The sequence below is a fragment of the Haloarcula nitratireducens genome (assembly GCF_019599505.1).
Map to the genome: position 1 here is coordinate 25,519 of NZ_RKLT01000023.1, position 24,116 is coordinate 49,634.

At 56.0% G+C, this 24,116-nt stretch carries 18 protein-coding genes and 4 pseudogenes; 13 read left to right on the forward strand and 9 right to left on the reverse strand.

The genetic code is table 11. From position 1 onward, the window contains the following. From EGH23_RS22340 to EGH23_RS22360, 5 genes are all read left to right on the forward strand, one after another. Positions 1 to 924: a winged helix-turn-helix domain-containing protein gene (locus EGH23_RS22340; protein WP_220582203.1), complete on the forward strand. Its 924-nt coding sequence runs from the start codon at positions 1 to 3 to the stop codon at positions 922 to 924. A gap of 199 nt (positions 925 to 1,123) precedes the next feature. After that, entirely contained in the window at positions 1,124 to 1,825 is a 702-nt protein-coding gene (locus tag EGH23_RS22345) for a class I SAM-dependent methyltransferase (RefSeq protein WP_220582204.1), read from the forward strand. Between the two features lie 97 nt (positions 1,826 to 1,922). Beyond that, positions 1,923 to 3,533 (forward strand): serine hydrolase domain-containing protein, encoded by a 1,611-nt coding sequence (locus EGH23_RS22350; protein ID WP_220582205.1) that lies wholly within the window; start codon positions 1,923 to 1,925, stop codon positions 3,531 to 3,533. Further along, positions 3,530 to 3,937, forward strand: a complete 408-nt coding sequence (locus tag EGH23_RS22355) for a hypothetical protein (protein WP_220582206.1) — start codon at positions 3,530 to 3,532, stop codon at positions 3,935 to 3,937. Before EGH23_RS22350 ends, EGH23_RS22355 begins: the two co-directional genes overlap by 4 nt. A 50-nt stretch (positions 3,938 to 3,987) precedes the next feature. Next, positions 3,988 to 5,067: a DUF2891 domain-containing protein gene (locus EGH23_RS22360; protein ID WP_220582207.1), complete on the forward strand. Its 1,080-nt coding sequence runs from the start codon at positions 3,988 to 3,990 to the stop codon at positions 5,065 to 5,067. A 49-nt stretch (positions 5,068 to 5,116) separates the two neighbouring features. On the opposite strand, the pseudogene EGH23_RS22365 reads toward EGH23_RS22360, so the two are convergent. From EGH23_RS22365 to EGH23_RS22380, 4 genes and pseudogenes are all read right to left on the reverse strand, one after another. Next, a pseudogene (locus tag EGH23_RS22365) lies at positions 5,117 to 5,470 on the reverse strand (alpha/beta fold hydrolase); the annotation flags it as partial. Between the two features lie 473 nt (positions 5,471 to 5,943). Further along, positions 5,944 to 7,581 (reverse strand): ATP-binding protein, encoded by a 1,638-nt coding sequence (locus tag EGH23_RS22370; protein WP_220582208.1) that lies wholly within the window; start codon positions 7,579 to 7,581, stop codon positions 5,944 to 5,946. 127 nt (positions 7,582 to 7,708) lie between these two features. Continuing rightward, positions 7,709 to 8,089, reverse strand: coding sequence for a cupin domain-containing protein (locus EGH23_RS22375; RefSeq protein WP_220582209.1), 381 nt, complete (start codon positions 8,087 to 8,089; stop codon positions 7,709 to 7,711). Positions 8,090 to 8,291: 202 nt separating this feature from the next. Continuing rightward, positions 8,292 to 9,365: an MBL fold metallo-hydrolase gene (locus EGH23_RS22380; protein WP_220582210.1), complete on the reverse strand. Its 1,074-nt coding sequence runs from the start codon at positions 9,363 to 9,365 to the stop codon at positions 8,292 to 8,294. Between the two features lie 559 nt (positions 9,366 to 9,924). Between EGH23_RS22380 and EGH23_RS22385 the strand changes: the two genes are divergently transcribed. Then, a complete protein-coding gene (locus EGH23_RS22385) occupies positions 9,925 to 10,776 on the forward strand; it encodes an NmrA/HSCARG family protein (protein ID WP_220582211.1) in 852 nt (283 codons plus the stop codon). Positions 10,777 to 11,031: 255 nt separating this feature from the next. Continuing rightward, complete coding sequence (locus tag EGH23_RS22390; protein ID WP_220582212.1) at positions 11,032 to 12,432, forward strand: FAD-binding oxidoreductase; 1,401 nt, start codon at positions 11,032 to 11,034, stop codon at positions 12,430 to 12,432. A 218-nt stretch (positions 12,433 to 12,650) separates the two neighbouring features. Here EGH23_RS22390 and EGH23_RS27325 read toward each other — a convergent pair whose 3' ends face one another. After that, complete coding sequence (locus tag EGH23_RS27325) at positions 12,651 to 12,998, reverse strand: DUF5658 family protein (protein WP_220582213.1); 348 nt, start codon at positions 12,996 to 12,998, stop codon at positions 12,651 to 12,653. Between the two features lie 946 nt (positions 12,999 to 13,944). On the opposite strand from EGH23_RS27325, the pseudogene EGH23_RS22400 reads away from it, so the two are divergent. Beyond that, positions 13,945 to 14,208 (forward strand): annotated as a pseudogene (locus EGH23_RS22400) (zinc ribbon domain-containing protein); the annotation flags it as partial. 511 nt (positions 14,209 to 14,719) lie between these two features. Here EGH23_RS22400 and EGH23_RS22405 read toward each other — a convergent pair. Beyond that, a complete protein-coding gene (locus tag EGH23_RS22405) occupies positions 14,720 to 15,820 on the reverse strand; it encodes an AI-2E family transporter (protein ID WP_220582214.1) in 1,101 nt (366 codons plus the stop codon). 1,207 nt (positions 15,821 to 17,027) lie between these two features. On the opposite strand from EGH23_RS22405, the gene EGH23_RS22410 reads away from it, so the two are divergent. From EGH23_RS22410 to EGH23_RS22425, 4 genes and pseudogenes are all read left to right on the forward strand, one after another. After that, positions 17,028 to 17,390, forward strand: coding sequence for an alpha/beta hydrolase family protein (locus EGH23_RS22410; protein WP_328766843.1), 363 nt, complete (start codon positions 17,028 to 17,030; stop codon positions 17,388 to 17,390). 68 nt (positions 17,391 to 17,458) lie between these two features. Further along, the gene (locus EGH23_RS22415) at positions 17,459 to 17,749 is read left to right on the forward strand and encodes an ArsR/SmtB family transcription factor (protein ID WP_220582215.1); all 291 of its coding nucleotides are present in this window, start codon (positions 17,459 to 17,461) and stop codon (positions 17,747 to 17,749) included. A 145-nt stretch (positions 17,750 to 17,894) separates the two neighbouring features. Beyond that, positions 17,895 to 18,164 (forward strand): DUF8036 family membrane protein, encoded by a 270-nt coding sequence (locus tag EGH23_RS22420; RefSeq protein WP_007344095.1) that lies wholly within the window; start codon positions 17,895 to 17,897, stop codon positions 18,162 to 18,164. A 97-nt stretch (positions 18,165 to 18,261) separates the two neighbouring features. Continuing rightward, positions 18,262 to 19,937 (forward strand): annotated as a pseudogene (locus EGH23_RS22425) (transposase). 307 nt (positions 19,938 to 20,244) lie between these two features. Here the strand turns inward: EGH23_RS22425 and EGH23_RS22430 are convergent. From EGH23_RS22430 to EGH23_RS22440, 3 genes are all read right to left on the reverse strand, one after another. Then, complete coding sequence (locus EGH23_RS22430; protein ID WP_220582223.1) at positions 20,245 to 20,649, reverse strand: DUF8160 family protein; 405 nt, start codon at positions 20,647 to 20,649, stop codon at positions 20,245 to 20,247. A gap of 13 nt (positions 20,650 to 20,662) precedes the next feature. After that, complete coding sequence (locus tag EGH23_RS22435) at positions 20,663 to 21,574, reverse strand: ParA family protein (protein ID WP_220582216.1); 912 nt, start codon at positions 21,572 to 21,574, stop codon at positions 20,663 to 20,665. Positions 21,575 to 22,290: 716 nt separating this feature from the next. After that, entirely contained in the window at positions 22,291 to 23,589 is a 1,299-nt protein-coding gene (locus EGH23_RS22440; RefSeq protein WP_220582217.1) for a tyrosine-type recombinase/integrase, read from the reverse strand. A 313-nt stretch (positions 23,590 to 23,902) separates the two neighbouring features. Here EGH23_RS22440 and EGH23_RS22445 point away from each other — a divergent pair. Beyond that, positions 23,903 to 24,116: pseudogene (locus EGH23_RS22445) on the forward strand (hypothetical protein); the annotation flags it as partial.

The following is a 24,116-nucleotide window of genomic DNA, read 5'->3' on the forward strand; positions in this document are numbered from 1 at the left end:
ATGACCGAGAACCGTTCGGCGACGGATATTTTTGGTCTGCTCGCTGACGACACACGGATTGACATCCTGCGTGCTGTTGCTGTGTCGCAATACGAAGGTGAACAGGTTGGGGCAGGGGCTGCTGAACTCGCGTTTTCTGAAATCTACGATCACGTCGACGTGGAGAACACATCGAAACTGTCGTACCACCTTGGCGAACTCACGGGGGCCTATCTGCGGAAAAGCGACGATGGATACTCGCTCTCGCACGCTGGTGAACGGATTGTTCGGTTTATTCTGTCGGGGAACTACGAGCAACCGGAGTCATTTGGTCCTGAGCCGGTTGCTGGAACGTGCGTCTACTGTGGCGAGGAAGCGTTGGAAGCGGAGCGCTCGCATCAATTTTTCCGGATTGACTGTACGGCCTGTGACCAACAGGTCATGGGACAACCAATCACGCCCGCACAAGTTAGGACGCGGGACAGCGAATCGCTCGTACAGAGTGTGAAGGTACGTAGTGCGGAGGTTGCCAAGCAGATTCGACAGGATATGTGTCCGGAGTGTGGGGCGCAGCTGGCTGCCGACATAGTTGCGGTCCCCGACAGTCCGTTACCTGCTGCAGATTCGTTCGTGGTGACGAGTACCTGCAACGCGTGTCTCCGAGAGTACAACAGCCCGTTGACCTACAGTGTTGTTTACCATCCGGCGTCAATTGCCTTCCACTGGGATCGTGGCATCGACGTGACGACACGCGGTCTCTGGGAATTCCATGAGTACGTCTACGAGGGCCAGTGGACATCCGAACAGACAGCGTCTGATCCTGACGAATACGAGGTAGTGTTGCGTCACGGGGATGATGCAGTTCGACTTTATCTCGATTCGACTGCGACAGTGGTACAGACAGAACGCGTGCGAGGCGAGAGTGGTGAATTTCGACCTTCTTGATAGAATTCTTACGAAATCAGTGTTGAGTAGACGGTAGTGCTAATCGGGTCGTTCTCTGCGTATCGGTGGTAGAACTATGTTATACTGGTTTGCTACTCAACGCAGATTTTGAAGCAGATCCGATAAGATATCAAATTTCCAATATTATTATTGGAGTTGAGGGCCTGACCCATACTCGCAGCTATCGGAGGCCCAACACATGCAATCGAACGATTCCCACGACTCAACAGGCCAGCAGCATCGAACACATGGTGAGAATACCGACCACCAGCAGTCAGTACAGCGCCGCCCAAAATCGACCGACGAGATCGCCGACGCATATGCAGATGTCGCTGACAAACTTGCCCGGTGGCAACGACTTGACCAGCTTTTCGCCGGGCGTTATCGTCGTCGCCGGTTCGAGGACGCGAACGGCCGCGTCCTCGACGTCGCCTGTGGCACCGGGCGGAACTTCCGCTATCTCGAGGCGGCGAGCGAAGTCGTCGGCATCGACATCAGTGAGAAGATGCTCGCTCACGCCCGGAAAGAGCTCGGCAGACTCGAAATGGACGGCACTGTCCAGCAGATGGACGCCCAGACACTCGATTTCCCTGCTGATAGCTTCGACACTGTCATCTCGTCGTTTTCCACGTGCACATTCCCGGACCCGATCGCCGCGCTTCACGAAATGGAGCGAGTCTGTGCCCCCGACGGCGAGATCCTGTTGCTCGAACACAGGCGCAGCGACCTTAGGCCACTCGCCTGGCTGCAAGACTGGCGCGCCGAGGCTCATTACCAGAAGAACGGCTGTCGGTTGAACCACGACCCGCTGACGACCGTCGAACAGGCGGGGCTCTCAATTGAGCACGTCTCGACTGCGTTCTGTGGTCTCATCACCACCATCGACGCCACTCCACGGTGACCACCTGATGACGAGACAACGCCTCTCCACGACGAACGACAGCTCCGATAGACCTACGAGACGAGCATTTCTCGCTGGTCTCAGCAGTCTCGGACTCTTGGGCTGTAGAACTGCGGTCAACCGAACGAGCGCCAAGACCGACCCTCAGAGCGCTGGGTCACAGCCAGGCGAAAGTCCGTTCACGGACTCGGATGAACTCGAAGCGTTCGTCGACGATGTGATGGCCGAACGGGTCGGAACGACGACGCCTGGAGCTACTGTCGCCATCATCTCGGGAGACACACCTGTCCTCACTAAAGGATATGGCACTGCTGACGTCGATGCGGGTGTCCCAGTCCAAGCCGACGAGACGGTATTCCGAGTTGGGTCGGTCGGCAAGCTCCTGACTTACACAGCCGTTATGCAGGGCGTCGAACAGGGCGTACTTGACCTCGACACCGATGTCAACTCGTATCTCAGCGACTCCGCTGTCACAGTGCCGGATACGTACGACGACCCCGTGACGCTCCGGCATCTCGGGACCCATACCGCCGGCTTCGAATCCACGCTTGACCCCGAGATCGTCGCTGATCCAACCGCTCTCGATTCCTTGGAGACGGTACTCATCGACCAACAGCGCTCGCGCATCCGTCCGCCCGGCGAACTCGTCGGGTACTCAAATTACGGCGCAGGGCTCGCTGGCCACATCGTTGCCGAAGCTCATGATACAACGTTCGAGAAACACGTGCAATCGGAACTCCTCGATCCGCTCGGGATGGCCCACAGTACGTTCGCTCAGCCCGTCCCGGCCGACCAACCTGGTGATCTCGCTGCACCACATATTCGCGACGGTGAGTCGTTTCAGGTAGCTGATGACGTGTACATCAATATGCGTCCTGCGGGCTCGCTGAGTGCGACGGCTACGGATATGGCCGCGTTCATGCGTACACACCTCGGTGACGGTGCAATCGGCGAGACGCGGATTTTCGACGTGGAAACCGCCAAGACGATGCACAGTCGCCACCACGTCCGTCACCCAGCAGTCACGAATTGGCGATATGGATTCCACGAGTACGGCAATCCGGATGCTAATCTTATCGGTCACTCGGGTGCGACGGTGAACTTCACGAGTTATCTCTTGCTCGCCCCGGACCACGATGTCGGTATCTTCGTTGCCTACAACAGTAATCCGAATGAGGGGCCGAAAGCGGTCGTCGATGAAATCGTCGCGGAATACGAGCTCCAGCACGCGCCAACTATGCCGACACCGACTTCGAAATCGGGTGGTCAGGAGCGCGCTGAAATCGTTGCCGGTGAGTACAGCCGCACGTCTCTCCCGCAGAGTGGACCACTCCAAGTCGTCGATTTACTCGCACACCTGACCGTCGAACCCGCAGTCAACGGTGGGTTGCGGACAACAACTCTCGAGGGTGATGCTCGGGAGTGGGTCGAGACCGACCCGTACGTGTATCGGGAAAAGAGCGGTCACGATGTCCTCGCTTTTGAGGTCACAGATGGCGAGGTTGACGTACTGAATATGAGCAGCGAACCCACTGGCGTCTACCGGCCGGTGCCGTTCCACGAACGCCAGCTCGTTACTGGCAGTGTCCTCGGGATGGCAGTCTCTGGGTTCGGGCTCTCACTTGCCGACTGGGGCGGCCACAGCGTTTGGCAGCAATGGAAGCAGTATCGTACCAACGACGGACCTGACACGGAGGACTTCGAATGAGTGACCAGCACGTCTCACAGCAAGGAACTGGACAACAGCACGAACGGAACGATCGTAGCGGGTTCGTCTATAACGTCAAACGTCGGTTGACGAGTCTCCCGTGGCTTGCCCGTGCAGCGGGCGCCGGCTTGAGCAGTGTCTCCATCGGGTTCGTCGGGCTCTTCCTGTTCGTACTGGAGACCGGCGGCGATCTCACGCTCATCGCGCGACCAGTCCCGATGCAGGTGGCGTTAGCACTCCCAGCTGTGATTGCGTTTCTCACTGCTGTGACGACGGTTGGGGCAGGACTTGCGTGGTGGAACAACTACTGGTCGCTACGTGCCCGGATCCACCAAACAATCTTGGCGCTTCTGGGACTTGGGTTTTGCTGGCAACTCGCTACGCTCGGATTCCTCCCGCCGTAAGTCGAACCGATACCCAATTAATCAAACAGGCACCGAACGATACGCACTCTATGGACGCCCTTCAGAGGAACGGCGCGACAACGATACTATCGGGCCACGCCGACTGGATCGACGCCGAGTTGCTTTCAACCCTGTCGGAGTACCCACTCGACTCGATCAACACAGAATACCCGCACTTCGCGCGATCGGTTGATGGGCCCGACGACATGGTTCAGCCAAGTGAGGCCCACCCAGTCTTCTACGGGAGTTTCGACTGGCACTCCGCCGTTCACAACCACTGGTGTCTCGTTCGACAACTCCGTCTCTTCGAGGACCATCCCGAAGCGTCCGCTATCGTCTCGCTGCTAGAAGACCGGTTCACTCGCGAGAAGATAGTGCAGGAAGCCACGTATTTCGAGGACAACGCGTCCTTCGAGAAGCCGTATGGCTGGGCTTGGTTCCTGCGCTTCGTTGCAGAGTTGCACCTCTGGGATGAGGATCGCGCAGCAGCATGGCGAGAGATGTTCGAACCCCTTGAACGGCAGATTGTCGAACTCTTCGAACGCGAGTTCCTCACGCAGGAGCGGCCGTTTCGGGTCGGCACCCACACCAATTCCGCCTTCGCGCTCGCATTTGCCCTCGACTATGCACGGGTCGTTGCTGACGACGCTCTTGAGAGAGCCATCGTCGAGACATCACGCGAATTTTTTCTCGACGACGAGGACTATCCTGTCGAGTACGAACCGCTCGGATGGGACTTCGTCTCACCGGCACTCACTGAGGCGGACTTAATGCGGCGGGTACTCGACCGCGAAGCATTCCAGCAGTGGTTTGAAACGTTTAGTCCCGCGATTACTGATTCACCGTACGATTCCCTCTTGCAACCGATTGACGTTGATGCGGATGGCGACGACGGCCTCGAACTCCACTTTGTGGGGCTGAATCTTTCGAAGGCGTGGTCGATGGCGGGTATTGCTAGTGCACTCGATGACCAGCCGACCGCTGAAGCGCTTGAGCAAGCGGCACAGCGCCATATCGAGCAGAGTGTGGAGCCGGCATTCACCGACGACTACGCGGGCGCACACTGGCTCTCATCGTTCGTTCTGTACGTGCTGACCAGAAACGAGGGTGGAATCGCACCCAACCAGTGAAAGAGAGCAGAACGGCAGTAGTCACGCCATCTCGACGAACGCTGGCTCGCTATCGGTTTTGCTGGAGGAACGACTCGAATTCCGCCGAGATCACGCCCGGTGCTTCGCCGGGGCCGCTGTGGCTGATCCCGTCGAATTCGACGAGACGGCTGTATGGCAGCGCCTCGTGAACGTCGCGGGCGCTCTCACGAAGGAAGTCCGGCCCGTTCGTGCCTGTCATCACGAGCACGGGCGCGGGGACATCGAGCATAGCAGGTAGCTGGTACTGTTCGACGGCACGGTTCATTCGGACGACCTCTTCGGCGAGCTTCACACAGTCCGGCCAGACCGGCCACTCTGCTAACCACGCATCGAGATCATCGATGCCGTCGGGGTGGAGGACCTGCTCAATGTAGCGCGCAACTCATCGAAGAGACAGTGGCGACAACGTGGCCACCGCTTTCCGAGTGGCGTACATAGAATCGGTCTCATCTGCTGTCACGTGGCTCTCTTCCGTGGTTGATGTCAGCCATGCTTGGGACCCCGGCGGCACGATCTCCGGCGCTTGCTCTGGTTCACCCATATCAGCACCTCACTGAATCATTGAGTCATTGAATCAGTGATTCTAGTATCTGTCGACCGCAGCAGCAATACCGTAGAGGATGTCCTCAGCTGGCGAGAGTGTCAGCAGCCGACTCGGGTCGCAATCTGTGGCTTGCTAAGGCTACAGCTGGCTAACCAACTCGACGGGAGAATCTCGATGTGTGTTGGTTAGCTACGCGGCGAGACTCTGGGATAAGTTGTACCGGAGATCGCCGTTCGATCCGTCAGATCCGTGATTTCCCCGAATACTGGCGTCGCCTCGTTCATGTTCAGAGGCGGCTTTCGCCTTGCTCACTAGGCTTCGGCAATAGATTCAATCCCACTAATTTCGAACCGTGCACCGCCAGCGTCGGTTTCGGTGATAGAGATGTTCCAGCCGTGAGCCGCGACGATCTCGGCAACGATAGCGAGCCCGAACCCAGTGCCGCCCGACTGTGTAGTAAATCCTGGCTCAAACACGTGCTCGCGGTCTGGAGACGGGATGCCAGGGCCATTGTCTTCAACATAGAAGCCGTGATCATCGAGGCTGCCGACCGTGATTGCAACGTCTGTACCTGCGTGGTCGATCGCGTTTCGAAACAGGTTTTCGAACAGTCGCTGCAATCGCTTCCGATCTCCCGCGAATGTGACGTCGGCTGCGATAGTGAGGTCGGCTTCCGCTGTCGCAACCATTGCCCAGCTGTCTGCTGTGATGGTCGAGAGGGTGATTTTCTCTGTCTCGTCGACTGGTTGGCCGTGCCGAGCGAGCGATAACACCTCGTCGATGAGAGTGTCCATGCGGACAAGAGCCTGGTGAACAGCCGACAGATCCTCGTCTTCGCTGTCGAGTGTCTCGCGGGCGAGTTCGAGCCGCCCCTGAGCGACGGTGAGTGGATTGCGCAGATCGTGACTCACCATACTCGCAAACTGCTCCAGTCGCTGGTTCTGGCGCTCCAGCTCCGTCCGATAGCGTTCCCGTTCAGTCACGTCGGTAAAGACGATTGTCCGCCCGAGGCCGGCTTTCGCGGTACTGAATGGACTCTGTGTGACGTGAAAATACCGGGTCTGGTTGTTCTGTTCGAGTTTCAAGATCGGCTCGGCACGCTGCAGACACGCAGCGACCGATGGGAGGACCGTCCGAAGGTGTTGTCCGCGTGCAGTATCCAACGCGGGAAAGAGGTCGTGTGCAGCCTGGTTCGTATCACGAACCCGCTCTTGCTGGTCGAGAGCGATGATTGGCGTATCCCGTTCTGCCGCGAGGCGAACCGCTTCGAAGCGATCCAAGTGTACAAAGGCCACACCAAGGGCGAATACGGCGACACCGAGCGGTTCGTACGTCATATCGATGAGATAGGGCGTGGCGTACCCGACGATGTCAAAGACGACGGGGAGCCCGGTAAGGCCGACGAGCACGCCGAGCGGTCGTGTATCGTAATCGACGGCGGTGAACAGTTCGAGCAGCATAAAGAAGCCGACGAACGCCAGCGCATAGGACAGGCCCATCGCGGGCCAGTGGAGTGGCCCGGTATGAACGGAGAGATGCGGGAACGGGGTCGAGATGATCGTGGTCGTGAAATACTCGTGATGGAGTGGATTGGTGATCTTGACCGCGACAACCATGATGAAGACGACGAAGGCCAGCCGTCGGTACGGTGAGTTGTGATGGTAGCCACGCCCGGTATAGGCAGAACAGAAGTAGAGCCAGGCGCCAACTGCGGCGAATCCTAGAACGAGACCGACCACGTAGCTGCCGAGTTTGAGAGCGATCGTTGGTGCGATGAGAAAGCCCACCTGGGCAGCCGCCCATCCCCCACTCGTGCCGACAAGCGTCAGTAAACCCCAGCGAGTATCACGGTCTCGCACGCGCCGTAGTCGCGGCAGACTGAGGAAACAGCCGAGCGCAGCGGCGGCGAAGGTGAAAATATAGAGTCCGTAGAGTAGATTCGTTGCCAAGCTAACTCACCGACTCTCTCTAAAATTTGCTGCGTAATAGTCTTGCAGATATTGCTGTCCGACGGTCGCCTCGATGTGTCTGCTGGTTGCACAAGAGAGGCACGAGAGTATTCAGAGGGTGTGTCGACTACTTGGTGTCCGGCCGTGGCCCAGCAACAGGTATCGCAGGTGGACCGGTGCCGACGAAGCTAATGACGATTACCCAGTCTTCGGTGGTCGGGTTCACCACTCGTCGGATTGTTTGCGGTGGCACGTACACGAAGTCACCCGCATCAAGTGCAACTGAGTCATCGCCCGCTGGTCCGTACTCCAGTCTTGCGTGTCCTGCCACCACGTAGCCGTAGACGTGCCGGTCGCTATTGTGGTGCCACCCGGTCGTCATCCCACCGGCGACTCGCGACTGCACCACGATGGTATCCTCGGTCTCGAAAATCGTGTGCCGTGAGACATCGGCCGTCTCATCCGATTTTTCTAAACTGGCTTGGGTTCTGACCGTCACGTCGTTCATAGTAGTGTCCCCTCTTACCGAGGCGCGGTACGGCAATAGCATCGCTGTTCAGGGAATTCCCACTAACTGCGCGTAATCTCTGCAACGCCGTCAACGAGACGAACGTGTCTCTTGCCATGTCGCCATAGCCGATCATGCAAGATTCAGAGGGGAGCATCAACACTCGTCGATTCAAGCAGCGAGAAATGGTCGCGTCGCCACGTCAGGCTCCGCCGACCTCCTCTGGAGGACCGAATGGCCCGAGAATACCGTAATCGATCCGAAGTGCCTCGACCATCGTCTCCGCATGGCTCGCCATGAATACCTCGGCGCCTCGGAGCCGTCCTGCCCACGTTTCGAGTGTTGCCGCCGCGGCGTGTTCGGTCAGAGCGTCCAGATACGCGTCAAAGAGCACCCACGGGTTGTCAGTCCCAACTTCCTGAGCGACAGATTGGAAGTTCACCGACTCGATCGCTGCCTCCGCGTTAGCTTTCAGATCGGTGACGAACTCGAGCTGGGTTCGAACGTCTGCCCGTGTCCCCGGCTCCGCGAGGTGCCCCGCGACGAGCGTTTCGAAATCGTAGCGTAACGCGGTCTCGTGAGCCTGAATGAAGCCTTGAATGTTCTGCGAGACGGCGAGGGCTTTGAAAGGAATCCAGCCAGGGAAGATCACGTCGACTAACATCAAGACCGCCTGGTCGGGCGCGTATATGAAGAGGTTGTCCGGCGTGTGGTTCGGGCCCCGGTAATCGAGTTCGAGTTCCCCACCGCCGACCTCGAGGTTGTAACTCCCAGCGAATGTTTTCGTCGGTGCCGGTCGATTGGGGTCGTCGAACTGCGAGAGCAACTGTTCGGTCATCTCGTGAGCGATGATTTCCACCTCGTCGTCGAATAAGCTCGCGCCCCCGATGTGGTCGGCATGGTAATGGCTATAGACGAGGTGGGTGATCGGTTGGTTAGTAACTTCCTCGATGGCTGCAAAGAGACTTGTAACGAGTGACGGCGGTGCATCCACGACAACGACACCCTCGTTGGTGACGAGAAACATATTTTGGTACGTGCCATTGGTCAGAAAGTACAGCCCATCGCCGAGGTCTTCGAGGACGTATGGTTGCTGTTGGGACGATTCGGTGCCAGTATCCGATTCCTGCATTGCAGCGGACAATGGATGGGCCGTCGCAGTATCCAGGCTCCAGAGGCCGAGTACGCCTGCCGAGCCTGCGAGCCACTCCCGTCGGTTCAGTCGGAATCGTGGTTCCTCCCGTGTTGCGGTTTCGTCCGGGTTTTGTGAAGGCATCAGTTAGACTCCTGCACCACGGGCCCCGCTGCTGGGAGCACTGAGTGCGCTACTTTGTAGGTGTATCGCTGACTTTGTTATGAGCTAGCATGAAACATTGCTACGGAGATTACTAGCTTGTGCTGGCCGGCAATACCGGATTACTCAGTCCCATCTGGCGAAGAGACTTCTTGATAGCCTCCATCAGTTTGGTTGATATTATAGATAACACGTAAGGGTGGCTGCTAAAAGCTTCTATAAGAATTTCGACCGCGATTGCAGTCGCACCCACACCGCAGAAGATGTCTTCCGCCGGCGAAGATGTGATTAGCCGACCCGGGCCACCGGTTGTAGAAGGCTCTCTCAGGGAACTACTGGTTCACCAGCACGACAACAGTGCAGGAGCGGTTAGCGACGCGGCGAGTCCTCTGGGAGCAGTCACCGATCTCTGAGAGTCATCCGACGTAGCGTGGGTCCAGCACTTCCCCAGTAGTGTCGGTGTTCCTAATCTGTATTTTCGTCTCGCGACTGGGTACCAATCGGCAAGGAGGGTTTTGACTGTTGAATCCATATTGAGGCTATGAGCGAGTCCATTCTCGTACTTGGAGCCACGGGGACACAAGGCGGCGCAGTGGCCGACCAGCTGCTGGACGAGGACGTTACAGTGTACGCACTCACGCGCGATGCCGAGAGTGACGCGGCTCAGTCTCTTGAAGAGCGCGGTGCAGACGTTGTCGAAGGCAATCTCGACGAGCCTGAGACGCTCGAAGCAGCTATGGACGAGGTTGCGGGCGTGTTCTGTGTCACCAATTTCTGGGAACATGGGTATGAAACCGAGGTCCAACATGGGAAAAACGCAGTCGATGCCGCCGTCGCGTCAGAGATTGATCACTTTGTGTTCAGCTCTGTCGGTGGGGCTGAGCGCGATACGGGAATCTCTCATTTCGATTCCAAGTGGGAGATCGAACAGTACCTCAACGAGGCTGACCTGGACGCGACCATCGTCCGACCGGTGTTCTTCATGCAGAATCTGGAGGGCAATCGTGAGGAGGTCATGGACGGAACAATTACACTCGCGATGGAGCGACACGTCCCGCTACAAATGCTCGACGTCGACGACCTCGGGACGTTCGTTGCCCAGATTTTCGCCAACCCTGACCGGTACATCGGTGAAGAGTTCGAACTGGCGAGCGACGAGCTCACGCTGACCGCGACTGCCATCCGAATGGCGGACGTGACTGGCGTCGACGTCACTGCCAACCATGTCTCACCGGCCGACCTGGCGGAGATGATGGACCAAGGCGGCGAAGAGTATCGTGTGATGTTCGAGTGGTTCAACGAGCATGGATACGAGTCGCCGATCGACAAGCTCCAAGCCGAACACGGGCTTACATTCTCTCGGTTAACAGAGTATCTCGAACGAACTGGCTGAACACAGTAGCTGCGGACCGTCTCCGCTGGTCAGGTCAATTGGAGAGGGTCTCCCGAGGCGACGATTGTCCAACCAATACGAGACGAGATTTAGCTACTCAACACGAGGCAGAAGTCGCTGCTGTGTCGAGTAGCGCTGTATTGAACGGGGGAATCGGCCCAGCGACGACCAGCGTCGGCAAGTTCTGCGTGTCAGAAAGAAGTTATATAAAAAGAGTACAATTGGCTTATTTGAATGTCATCAGGGGAATCACAAATGGAGGGTGACCTCGGTAACGACATTGTCGATTTTGCACAGACGATTCGAGGGGAAATCATTTCACAGGACGACGACCGCTATTCCGAAGCGCGGACGGTCTGGAACGGACTTATCGATAAACATCCACAGCTCATCGTTCAGTGTCGGGGGGCTGCTGATGTCGGAAATGGAATCCAATTTGCCGACGAGCACGACCTGCCACTCTCGATTCGTGGCGGTGCTCACCATCAGACCGGCAGTGCGATAGTTGAGGATGGGCTCGTACTCGATCTCTCGGAAATGGCCCATGTTCGCGTCGATCCTACCGAGCGGGTCGCACAGGTTGGACCGGGGTGCAGAGCCCGCGACGTGCTCATCGAGGCGCAACATTTTGGTCTCGCACCACCGACCGGGAGCGCAGGCGACGTCGGTATTCCGGGGTCGACACTCAGTGGGGGCATCGGCTGGATGCGCCGGAAACACGGGCTTGGTATCGATGCGCTGCGATCGGTTGACGTCGTTACGCCCAGCGGCGAACTCGTCACAGCCAGTGCAGACGAAAACGCCGATCTGTTCTGGGCCGTCCGTGGTGGTGGTGGGAATTTCGGTATCGTCACGAATTTCGAATTCGAGTTGTACGAAGTCGGCCCGATCGTCGCTGGGCTGGGTGTGTTCTATCCGGGCACACAGTCGAAGGCTGTGTTGCAGGCCTATCGTGCGGCAGCGGCAGCTGCACCCGACGAGGTGACGACGCTTGCCTTGCGAAGCCACGTGCCCGATCTGCCGCCGATGCCCGCGGACCTTGTCGGCGAGGAAGCTGTTGCAGTGCTGGGTTGCTATATCGGCGATCCCGAGGATGGCATGGACGCGCTCCAGCCGTTCCGTGACCTCGCAGCCGAGCCGCTGCTGGACATGAGTGAGCCGATGCCGTATTTGATGCTCCACCAGCTCGGGTCGATGATGTTCCCGGAGGGCCGAAACTACTGTCACCGATCGTGTTTCGTCGACGAACTCTCGGACGAGATGATCGATGCGATGCTCGAGGAGGCGGAGACGGCACCGTCGCCCCTCTCCGGTGTCGGGATCTGGCAGATGGGTGGGGCGATCAGTGAGCCGGCCAGTGACGCGACCGCGTATCCACACCGTGATGCACAGTACATGGTCACAGTCGAGTCAAACTGGGAGGAAGGCGACGACACGGCGAACATCACGTGGGCGCGGGACAGTGACGATCGGTTCCGGCGTCTGGGTGGGTACGGTGCCTATGGTGGGTTCACCGGTGTCAGCACGCGCGAGACTGAAGATGTGACCGACCGTGTGTACGGTGACAATATCGAGCGACTCGCTCGGGTCAAGGCCCAATATGACACGGCGAATGCGCTCACGAAGAACGTGAACGTCACGCCTGCTGACGACTAGCGTCTTCGACGGCCCGTTGTTGGCTTCTCACGTTCATCTGGAAGCTTTGTGCGGAACTCGGGCTCACCTGTCCGACGTGCGTCTGTGAAGCGTGAGTGTGTTTTGAGATGAGACGAGACAGATCCATTGTTTTCCGCTGAACACTATCACCACCTCATCTAGAGTGATAAACACGCATTTGCCTCCGGAACGAGAGGCCGCCGTTCAGTCCTGCACCTTCACGCTGTCAGCGCCAAGAGCACGACACGCAGATTCCAGCTAGTGACAACCCCACCGAGTACTGCGAGCCCAAGCGGAATCCCCATCGAATAGGGCCGTGGCACAAGCCTCCAGCAGACATAGAAACCCCCAAAGGCAGCAATTTTGAGCGCGCCCATTGCGCCAAGCACTGAGTATTGGAAGAACAGTCGAGGAATTGGATTTGTTTCAACGACGCCCCCGACACGAAGCCCGACGCCAGTGGTGATTAGGTCACCTACCCCAAAGAGCAAAATGGCAAGTGCCCATATAGAGGCGGCACTGGAGTCACGTCCAGAGTTTCGTTGGATGGCGGCATTCCAATCCATACCCCCATGTAGCGTCACGATGTGCTTTGTTACGTTTTTGTTATCAGCTATATGAGGACACTAACCAGTATATGACCTATCGCTCTATGGGTCTCTATTTGGGGAGTATTACGTCGATAACAGGATTACTCAGGCGTTTCTCAACCGCAGCTGCACCGCAGAAGATTTCTTCCGTCAGTGAGGGTGCCAGTAGTAGAGTCAGATCGAGTACACCGATACTCGCAGGCGACTATAGCTAACCAACATGAGTTGGAAGGTCGCTGCTGTGTTGGTTAGCAGTGGTGAGGTTTCTGTAGCTACGTTGGTCCCAAGAGCAGCCACTCGGGCGCTGGCAAGGCGTGTAGTCTGATAGATTGACATCCTCCTCCGCGTAAACGCGGAGGAATCCCGAGCGGCGGGAGTTTCAGGTCTGCAACCAGGGACGCCACCACTTCACGGGAGTCCGCGTCTAACCCAGTCGTCGTGGTCGGTGGCTGTCTGGCGGTGCCAACCCGCCGGTACTCCTATCCTTCATCGTCTTCGGACTCTTCGTGTTATTTTTGCCACGGAGAGTCCGGCAGACTTCAACGGACTCAGAGGTATCTTTGAGGCTTTGCTCAACCGACAGGCACGAAAGACAAACCCTTCGAGGATTCGTGTTCACCGCGTCGGCGTTTCGGATACTGTCGTCCGAGAGACGAAGTCTCTCGTGATCACGAAAATCTGTGATTTTCGAACGACCTCGTTATCGTAGGCGGGCTGGCCGCCTCCGAAGGTCGTTCGGAATCCGCTCCGTTCCGACCTGACCTTGCCCCCTGCTACAAAGTGGCACTACTTGGACATTGTGGATTGGAAACTCTGTAGTGCTATCGAGCGGTGGATTGTCTCGAGTAGTGTCAGATTCATTCTGCGGCTAAAGACGCAGGTATTCTCTTTGATTCTGTATAAATAGGACGCCGCGTGGTGAAGATTCATCGAAATGCTAGAGTACAAAGGCGACCTGTACGGCACGCACGTCGCCCAGGTGGATGCGCGTGGCACGACCAAAGAGTGTGCTGAATGTGGTGTGGAGACAGACAAGCCATTATGGGTGCGGGAACACAGCTGTCCGAGTTGCGGGTTCACGCCAGATAGGGACGCGAATGCGTCGTACAACGTTCTTTCCCGCGGTCTTCAGAAGTTAGGTCTGGGACAGACCGAATTGACGCCCGTGGAGACTGCGACCGCTGTGGGATTTGAGAAGTACTTTGCTAAGATCCACGTCTTCAAACGTGAATACGACACACTAGATAGAGATACAATCGATACGGGAATTGATATCGACGGCTCGTATAGCGGAATGCAGACAGCACTCTTTGACATGCTTGACGATGCTTGCCGACTCTGCTACTGGTCAACGGAGGACGATCTAGTTGAGTGTGTCGAGTCCCTCGTAAGCGGCCAGAAGTAGCGGACGTACGCTCAGTTGCGTTTCTCGAACTATCGGTAGGAAGCTCTGTCCTCATCGAATGAGTACGACGGAGTAGCTCACAGCGGAAGTCTACTGACAAGCCCACCGGGAAGAACGTATTCTAATAGTACACTTCATCGACTCACTGGATCAATGATTCAGTGATTCACTCCACTGCGGATTCAATAGTCTTCCATCAGTTTGTCAGCATTGTGCGTTGATAGATTGAAATGTGGCCCCACAAGCGGATTCAGGCATCGGTTCAGCGCGCCAGAGTAGCGATAATGCCTGCTCACCGAAAGTCGCTGAGTCGTAACTGGTCTTGATGGAGCCCATCGGGGTCGTCGGCCCCAAGGAGGCGTGGCAGTGCCGTATTAGCAAACGTGAGTACAATGACGAGCAGTATCGGCGCGAAAAAGAGTCCGTAAAACCCCAGCACCACCGGACCAAGCGTATAGGCCAGCATCAATAGTCCGACGTGTGTTTGCTCACCGCTCAGCAGCGGCCGCAAGACCAGATCCGGTATCGTGTCGACTACGACTACCGCTACGAGAAGTAGGCCGACAGTATAGACAAGCAGTGACGATTGCCCATCGAGGACCGCCGGAAGAGCGGTGATCCCAGTCACCGGTAGATAGATGATTTTCATCCCGACGACCGGGACGAGGCTTGCGATGCCGGTTAACGCCCCAGTCAGTGCCGGATACGGAACCTGGACGGAGGTCGGGACCAGCGCATTGTAGCCTGAAAACGCGGCAATCGCAATGAGTGCGATGGCTACGACATTGAGGAGGTTACCGAACAGAACTGCTTCCAGCTCCGCATCAGCGGCTTCGAGGTACTCGCGAATAATGGCCCCATCGTCGAATCGCACCAACCACTCGCGGATACGCTGCCCATCTACGAGAAGATAATACGTGACGATAGTCGTCACGAAGAGGTTGAGAAAGAGGTTCGAGACGACGGACGTAAGCAGTGTGGCGTGGGTGCTGAGAAATTCGATTAGTGGTGAGAGTTGTCCGGATTGATACGCCTCATAGAGCCCGTGAACAGTTAAATCCGGAATTGAATCCATATCTCCAAGCCATTCAATGTGTGTGGCGGCGACGTCGATCAGTGCATACTGTTCGACAAAACGTTGGGACTGAACGATGAGTAAGACAACGGCATACGTCACTAACAGCAGGAGGGGCAGAGCAAGCGAGACAATGACGATGACTGCACGCACTCGCGCGGGGAGGCGGAATCGCCGTAAGAAGTGGTGATAGCGCCGGGTCGAGTAATAGAGAAAAACAGATAGTGTTAGTGGGGCAATAAATTGGTACGCAAGTGCGCCAAGGAGGGCGGTTACAAGAAGTCCAAACAGGGCGACAACGAATCGCTTTTCGTCCATAGCTGGGTATATTAGCACTCAAAATATAAACCTGTGGACAGAACGGTAACTCTATATTTTATATAGTCATATTTGGGCGAGAGTCGTCCTCCACGATCCGGAACGAGCGACTGACATCCCCCGTGGCGAGATAAAAGCTAACAAGCGGTCCAGTCGCTCGATTCACGACGGAATTTGGGTCGCATAGAGAGCCTATAATTCGGTGGGGCTCTCAACGCTGGCCAACTGGTGTCCAGTAGTTGAGACTGGCGCTCTCAATGCATACGCTCTGGGCGATACAGTATTATCCCAATCTAACATCATTTGTCAATATCGGGCGTTCTGCATGAACTGGAATGAATTTGTGCCTAACCTGTGGCCGATTTCGGCAATCGACTAAGTCAGTTCCCCGGTCAGTACGATCTGTATGTCATCGGGCATCTCTCGGAAAGCGTTTCTTCGCGCAAGTGGAGTCGCACTTGCTGCGACTATCGCAGGGTGCAATAGCATAACTGACAACAGCGGACCGAACACCGATACACAGACTTCTCCTGAGGCCTCTCCGCAATCCGAACAACAGAATGACGACTCTCCGACGTTCGGTAATTTCTACGTCGGCAACGCAGGCACAAGCAGTAGTACGGTCATCGACGGACGTGCTGAAGTCGTATATACACGGCCCGATACGGCCACCGACAAGTCACCCGTTGTAATGGTGCCCGGCCTTGGGTTGTCACCGTACATTTACCGGACGACACCTGACGGTCGACGCGGTTGGGTGGAGTACTTTGCCGAAGCTGGCCATCCAGTGTATGTATTCAACCCGCCTCGAAACGTCGATTCAGGTGGCTTAGACACTGCTGCCCTCCAGAACTCTGACTCTGCATCACTCTCTCGATGGTCTATCGATCGAGCATGGCCGACATGGGGGTTCGGACCTGAAGTCAGTGACCCGTACGATGACGTTCGATATCCGGTCGAGTCGGTCGACCAACTCATTGCGTCATTCCCCGCATACGTCAGCACCAGTGGCGGAGGTGGCGGTAGGCAAGGTGGAGGCCAGACGGGCGGACGTGGCGGCAACCAAAACTCCACATCTGCGGATTCCACTGAGGCAGCAACTGGAACTCAGCCAGGGACGACTACCGGAGGTGGCGGTGGGAGTCAGTTCGCATCACCTCAGGAGACTGCCGCCCTAGAGGCGCTTCTCAACCGTGTTGGTCCGGCAGTGCTGCTCGTTCACTCAGCGGGCGGTAGTTCCGGATTCACGGTTGCACAAGCTATGCCGGATCTCGTTGAACGGATCGTCGCAGTTGAGCCGGTCGGTGCGCCGACTGACCCGCAAACTGTGGCGGAGATGGGTGGTGATGCACCGTTCATGGGCGTGTATGGCGATTATGTCGACGAGCGTGGGCAGACTGGTCGCAAGGAAGCGACCCAGACAACTGCAGAGCTCGCAGGAGAGACAAGTCCCGCATCGACGCTGCTTAGCCTTCCGGACGAAGGGATATCCGGAAATACACATCTCATGATGCAAGACGACAATAACGGTGAAATCGCTGATCGGATTATCTCCTGGATTAGTGACTGATTTGAGGCCGTAGTATCGTTCGGCCCGAGACAGAATGTATTTGCACCGACCAAATGAATACTCGATAGATGCGGCAGTTGCTCTGGTGGCTCATTGGTGGGTCTCGTGGAGGCCGAAATCGGCTTCGTATCCTCCGCGCACTCAACGACCAGCCACGAAACACCAATCAATTGTCGAATGACCTAGGTTTGAACTACAAAACAGTGCAGCACCATCTCGAAGTCCTCGAGGAGAGCAATATTGTGACCACGGAGGGTGACAATTACGGGCAGATGTACTTCCTCTCAGACAGAATGATGAACAACCTCGACATCATGGAAGACGTGGTGGAACAGGCCGGAGTTGATGATGATTCGTAACTGGATCAAGGGTCCACTTGGAACGACAGTAGCGAGTGCGACCGCCGCGAGTGGTATCGCACTCTTAGTCGCACTATTCACATCAGTTCCGTCCCATGGCCCTCCGTCGAGGGCGCTGTCCTCCCAGGTTGAACTGCTCATTCGGATGGAGGTTTTCTTTACCACCCTGAACCTCGTGTTACTGGTGGCACTCGCAGTCATCTACGTGCAGCTTTATCGCGATCTTCCGAACAAGTACACAGCAAGCCTGCTTGTGCTAAGCCTCGCGCTGCTCCTATACGCGGGTACGTCAAATCCAGTAGTACACAACGTCTTCGGCTTCCGCCCTCGCCCAAATATCGGCGCCTTCGTGTTTCTCCCGGACTTCTTCATCGGACTTGCTATCCTAGTTCTCCTCTATCAGAGCCAGACCTGAGTTCGAATCAATTTTTCAGAGGTCTGAGGTGGCTTTCATAGACTGATTTCGTTCACCGATTAGACGGACTCTTTAGCCTCTCCAGCTATCTCCTGATGTGGGTGTGACGCGTGAGTCACGCCGGACTGTCTTCCGTCGAATTGCTCGCCAACCGACTATCAAGTGGTCCGTCTATACTTCAAACCCGCTGTATGACCGCGCTTCACTTGCCGGATTAGAGTCGGATATTCGCGCCGTCGCAGGAGCTTGGTTCGATCACGTCCACCACGAGTCAGTTGAGAAGTTCGTTTGCTCACTTCCGCTAGCGTATTTTCAGTTCAACGTACACGACCGCTACGTGGGACCAACTCGCTACGAGATTGACACACTATTTCGGTTATTCGTCCTGAAGGAACTCCACGGATGGGAGCACCAGACCGCACTCTGCGAGTACCTCGAAAGCCATCTCGAACTCTGTGAATGTCTTGGGCTGGGTGCCGTTCCCGACCAATCGACACTCTGGCGCAGTGGCACACGCGCTTCAACGATGAGCTTCGCGAGACGGTCCAGAAAGCGGCTCGAACGATTCTCATCAAAGCGCAGAACGCCGACGTCACCGTCCCCCGCGAACCGGAGCAGATCCTCCCGGCTCGTTGCGATGACGTGGACGAATCGGTTCCAGACGACCGAGCCATTCTGGACAACGCCGATAGAGTCACCGAGCACGTCAGCCGTGTCGTGTTCCCTGCGTTCTCGCTCAATCGTGGCGAGGGCTGTGAGGTCCACGAGCACGCTTTTTGGGACCTACAGACGTATCTCGGACTGCGCGAGCGGCTGGCTGCAAACGAGGGTGCTCGCAGTTTCGTCCACGAGTCAACGCGGGAGCGGACACCACTCGGACACGCCCACCGCGACCACATTCGTGATCTCTCTATCGAGCAGATTCGAGCGATGTACCGGCAGGCGATTCGACGACTCATTGATGAGGTCGCAGAGACGGAGAAGTTCTTCCGGGCAGGGATCGTCGCTATCGACATCACCGAGGCTGCTCCCTTCACCGGCGACCGGACCGGCCACGAGGACGAGATCATCGGGACGAAAGAACAGACCGACGAGTACGCCTATCAGTGGGCGACCGTCTAGCTGGTCGGGAACGCTGTCCCACTCGTCCTCGATGCCCGCCCGGTACGGAAAGGCGAGTCACGACTAGAAATCGTCGAGGACTTGCTGAATTCGGCTGAAGAGCTCGTTCACGTCGATAACGTACTGATGGACCGGGAGTTCGATAGCCAGCACGTCCTGGAGATGATTAGTCAGCGCGGGCACTCCTACGTCGTTCCGAAGCGGATGCAGACCAGCGAGAAAGCCCAGGCCAAGCGATTGCTCCAGCGCGATCAAGGCCGATATGAAACTGACCGGAAGCTCCACCTCGGCAAGAACGAGTGGCACGAGACGAGGCTGATCTACCGACGGAAAGAGGACTCCGAGCACGACGATCACCGGCAGTATTCGGTGTTCATGACGAATCGGGGGAGCGGACACCTTACGGAGTACGGCTACAGGTGGGAGATCGAGAGTGGGTACAGGTCGATCAAACGGTTCATGGCGGCGACAACGTCGAAGAATTTTGGGCTGCGATTCTTCTACTTCGCGTTTGCGTGTCTGCTGTACTCGATCTGGCGAGCTGTCGATCTCCTCGTCCAAGCCGAATTGACTGGCGAGTATGAGCACTCACCGGTGATTACAGCGGACAACACGCTGACGCTGCTGAAGAAGGAAACTGGAATCGGGTAGAGAGACACTCTGTCTGGGTTAGCGCGCCGTCTGAGTGGCTACACTATTGGACGTCTGAAAAATCTGCCTATACGGTTGGAGATTTGATAATAATGGCCGCTTGGAGAGTGATCTGGAGCAGTTTCCGCTGACTGAACCGGTCAAATTCGCGCATCACAGGCCCGCTAAACCCACTATAGTCTCAACTTCACAACTGGTGTCTCGAATCTATTGTGGAATAGGGTTTACAGCACCTCTCCTCAAAAGTTACCACGTTCCCTCTCTGCATCACTGGTATCCTATACCGCTTTCTCTCGGAGTCACTGAATCATTGATTACTCGCTTCGTTGGCCAGTTCTCGGATTTTCTCCTTTGTCTCCTCGCGATGTTCCTCGAACGCGACCTCGAAAATTCCCCGGTAGAAGTGCTTGTTCTTTTCGAGGGTAAGGTCCTCGCGTTTCAGCTGTTTTTTCAGGCGAGTGAACGTAACTTCGATATCTTCGCTTTGTTCTGGTTCGACGTATATCGTCGCTGAGTCCCAGTCCTCGCGAATGTTGAGCTCCTCAGTGTCGTCACCTTCGTCCGACGACGCAGTCTCGTCCGGTGACGACTGCTCTTCAGATGCTGACGTCGCTTCCGACGTTTCTGTGGTCTCGGTAGCTTCGGTCGCTTCATCTGTATCCGCTGGCGCGTCGTTATCTTCGTCAACTGGATTGTCGAACCGCTCGTCCATTCCTCGTGGCATATTAGGCCTCCACCTCTGCTTTGTCGAATGCACGTTTCATCGTCCCAGCAATTTCTAGGAACACGTCCCGTTCGACTTGCTGGTCGTTCGAATCCTCCCATTCAAAGATGTCACAGCCGTTGTCCCAAGCTCGCTGTATCGCTACTCGCATTGGGAGTTCGAAGATCGGTGCCATCGATGCGAATGACTCGTCGAACGCCTTCAGGAACTTCTGTGACTGACCGTCGTCCCGGTACATGTTCGCCAAGAGGCCGACGATAGCGATCTCGACCTGTTGATTATCCTCTATCGACTCGAGTTGGTCCCAGAGGTCGTCAAGTGCATCTCGTGAGGTCGCTTGTGTTTGAGCCGCGAGGAAGACGTTCTGGGCGGCGATAAACGCGGCGTCTGTAAGTACCGACAGGTCTGGCGGGCAATCGATGAGGATGTAGTCGTAGGTATAGCCCTCCTCGACTAGCTCATCAAGCGCGACTTTCAGCGAGAGACGAGCACTCGCATCATCCATCCAGTCACGGGCGAGTCCCATGTCTTTGTGACTCGGAACGATATCGAAGTTCAGGTGGTCGTACTCGTCGGCGTCGACCACGATTTCGGAAAGCGCTGTATCGTGCGTGCGTGGGTTGTCGACAAGTACGTCCAGGAGGTTCCCATCGTCAGTGGTGAGCGTATTTGGGAGCTCGTTTTTTGGATTCGATGCATCGTTCTCGTCTCCGGGACCGAGCCCGAGACCCTTCGTCAGGTCAGCTTGCGGGTCCAGATCGATTGCCAGCACGTCGTGGCCGCGAGCTGCCAGTGCTGCTGCGCTATTGATTGTTGCAGTTGTTTTCCCGGTGCCACCTTTCTGGTTCCCGAACGCGACCGTGGGAATTCCAGTTGACGGAAAGACTCCCCAGCCACGCGGTGTCTCAGACATAGTCCAATCATTGAATCACTGACTCATAAATTTACGGCAGACATTTGGCTATCCGATATTTGTGTGGAAATCCCCTATTCGCCCTGTAGCGGAGCGCTATCGCGAAACCATGTCCGATTATGAGTGGATCTTGAAGAGCATCAGTGAATCAATAACTCACTGACTCTTGGATCTTATTCCACCGTTATTCACTTTTGGCTCCTCAACAATACCGTTCTAGCACCCGTGCAACAGGGGAAAATGACTCATTTAGGTTTTGGAGCAAAGCTCGATAGATCTTTGAATTGATGATGTAGGGATTCATTGACTCCGATATAGAAGCTGCGTGGACTCCCCTACTCTGCGACTCTGGTATTCATGGAATCTATGACTCATCGAATCAGTAACTATTGAAAGCATTGATAGAATAATCAATAGCTCACGAATTCACTGATCCTTGGGATCTATGATTCCTTGACTCAGTGGTTTAAGACTTCATGTATTCTTGTATTCGCGAATTCAATAACGTCTTGATTTCTACTAACCCTGATCTGCTGTTCGAGCCTACTCCAGGCTCGATGGGGGCTTGATTCACGAATTTCAGTATCATCGCTGCCCCTTCAAGTAACACTCATTGATTCACAGATTCATTGAGTACGTTGCTCTATAATTCAAAGCTGGGAAATCCAGTTGCGCTGTCGTCTGTCGCTAAGCAAGAGGAGTCGACCTGAGGCGGTTTACGCGATGTCGGGGTCGAAGGCGGCGGCGAGCTTATCATGCATATATTGTCGCCGCAGCTTCCGGGCTCGTGCTTCTGAGAGGTAGTTCTGTAAAACGACGTCGGCGCTGGCACTCCCCTGTTCGGCTGCAATTTCATCGAGACTACCGAGAACGACGTCAAGTGACGCAGAATATGCATCGTACCAGAATCGTCGCCCCATTTTTGGCGTAGGTGAGACACCTTCGATCTCGTTAGGTAGTCCAGCCCGACTAGCGAGATTTGTGAACCGATTCCAGACTGTCCATCGAGAGATGTGGCCGTTCGAGGCGTGTGGTGACGGGAATAGGTAGCCATCCCAGTCGTCGCGGTCAGCTAATGTAGCAAGGCGTTCTTCGAGGACGTCCTGTCCATAGAGCAGCGAGACCTCTCCAGGACCGTTTTTTCTTGCTTCGAAGTCGATATATGGAACTGTCTCAGTCGGGACATCGAGGTTAAATTGACGAGTGTGGAGGCTGGCAACCTCATTTGGCCGAAGTCCCCAAGCGCATAAGGCGAGGACGAGAAGACGCTCTTCCTGTTCAGTCGCTGTTTGGTAGAGTGCTCGGACATGGGTAGTATCGAGACATGGCGTATCAGCATCATCAGACGAGCCCTGTGACCAGTCAAATTCGTCATCAAGGCCATCTGCAGGGTTGATAGCGGCCCATTTCCGTCGAACGAGATGAGCATACCAGTTTGAGACAGCTGAGTGAATCCGACGCTTGGTTTGTCCGCCATCAAGCGTTGCGTGCAGCCGGTCGAATGCCCCCCAACAGGCATCAACCGCTCTGTAGGCTGGTGTGTCGCTATCGCGTGCTATCGGTGTTATGAGGTCGTCTGATTCGTTCTCAGCCTGATAGGCGCAAACGTATCGGTTGAGTCGATATTGGAGTGTCTTGATCGACGATTCTGCGAGCCCCTTGCGCTCCCGGCGAGAGGTGAGGAAGGATTCGAGTGCTTCGATAGTCCGCTCGTGGTCTGTTGCCCACTCATACGCTGTTTCTTCAGCCTGTAACGCTAAATCCTCACGCCAGAACTCCGCGAACGTGCGGTCATGATGCTCCCGCAGAGCATAGAGGAGTGGACGAAGCTCGTGCTCACGAAGCCATTTGTATGTCGGTTTTTCACGCTCTGGGTCGAGGTCATCGGCTGTCATTAGTGGAGCGACGACGGCCCAGTATGCTTCGACGAGCTCCTCGCGGTTGAGCAGCGTCCAGGAGACATCATCGACACTTTCCCACTCGCGGTCGGAATCTGTGGATGTGACGTCGCTCACAGTGTCGTACTCCACGATATCGATTGTTCACTGCTGTGAGCAGGAAGGAGGGGCCTCGCTGAGTGAGGCTGTGGTTCTGTACCTGGCATATTCGGATAGTAGCGTGTTTCTCCCAGATTAGATATAGGTTTTGGGGACTAACAGACTGGTGGAGTCTGTGAGAACACCAATAAAATATACTTCAAACTATTTCGGTATTACAAACCGTATATTGCTATACTAAATCGAGGCTAACATGCTCGATAGGATCCGAGTGTGGCTCACATTGTACACACGAAAACGACTAAGTGCGTTGGCTCGCATTGTACACATCATGAGTACAGATAAGAAGCGCGTGCAGTTTCGGGCCCCCAACCGGCTCATTGACCGGGCCGACGCGCTAGCCGTAGTCCTCGGGGAAGACCGGACAGACGTACTCGTGACCGCGCTTCGGGAGTACCTCCAAGACGCCGCTCACGACGACGCACTCACCCAAGAGATTGCCGCCGCCTATTACGACGACGAGATTTCCTTCGAGCAACTCAAAG

Bases quoted from the DNA above. Each gene is read 5' to 3' on its own strand.
- EGH23_RS22430 (WP_220582223.1), bottom strand. From the start codon at position 20,649: ATGGACGAGCGGTTCGACAATCCAGTTGACGAAGATAACGACGCGCCA.
- EGH23_RS22390 (WP_220582212.1), top strand. From the start codon at position 11,032: ATGGAGGGTGACCTCGGTAACGACATTGTCGATTTTGCACAGACGATT.
- EGH23_RS22345 (WP_220582204.1), top strand. From the start codon at position 1,124: ATGCAATCGAACGATTCCCACGACTCAACAGGCCAGCAGCATCGAACA.
- EGH23_RS22435 (WP_220582216.1), bottom strand. From the start codon at position 21,574: ATGTCTGAGACACCGCGTGGCTGGGGAGTCTTTCCGTCAACTGGAATT.
- EGH23_RS22415 (WP_220582215.1), top strand. From the start codon at position 17,459: ATGCGGCAGTTGCTCTGGTGGCTCATTGGTGGGTCTCGTGGAGGCCGA.
- EGH23_RS22340 (WP_220582203.1), top strand. From the start codon at position 1: ATGACCGAGAACCGTTCGGCGACGGATATTTTTGGTCTGCTCGCTGAC.
- EGH23_RS22375 (WP_220582209.1), bottom strand. From the start codon at position 8,089: ATGAACGACGTGACGGTCAGAACCCAAGCCAGTTTAGAAAAATCGGAT.
- EGH23_RS22360 (WP_220582207.1), top strand. From the start codon at position 3,988: ATGGACGCCCTTCAGAGGAACGGCGCGACAACGATACTATCGGGCCAC.
- EGH23_RS22420 (WP_007344095.1), top strand. From the start codon at position 17,895: ATGGAGGTTTTCTTTACCACCCTGAACCTCGTGTTACTGGTGGCACTC.
- EGH23_RS22405 (WP_220582214.1), bottom strand. From the start codon at position 15,820: ATGGACGAAAAGCGATTCGTTGTCGCCCTGTTTGGACTTCTTGTAACC.
- EGH23_RS22385 (WP_220582211.1), top strand. From the start codon at position 9,925: ATGAGCGAGTCCATTCTCGTACTTGGAGCCACGGGGACACAAGGCGGC.
- EGH23_RS27325 (WP_220582213.1), bottom strand. From the start codon at position 12,998: ATGGATTGGAATGCCGCCATCCAACGAAACTCTGGACGTGACTCCAGT.
- EGH23_RS22380 (WP_220582210.1), bottom strand. From the start codon at position 9,365: ATGCCTTCACAAAACCCGGACGAAACCGCAACACGGGAGGAACCACGA.
- EGH23_RS22355 (WP_220582206.1), top strand. From the start codon at position 3,530: ATGAGTGACCAGCACGTCTCACAGCAAGGAACTGGACAACAGCACGAA.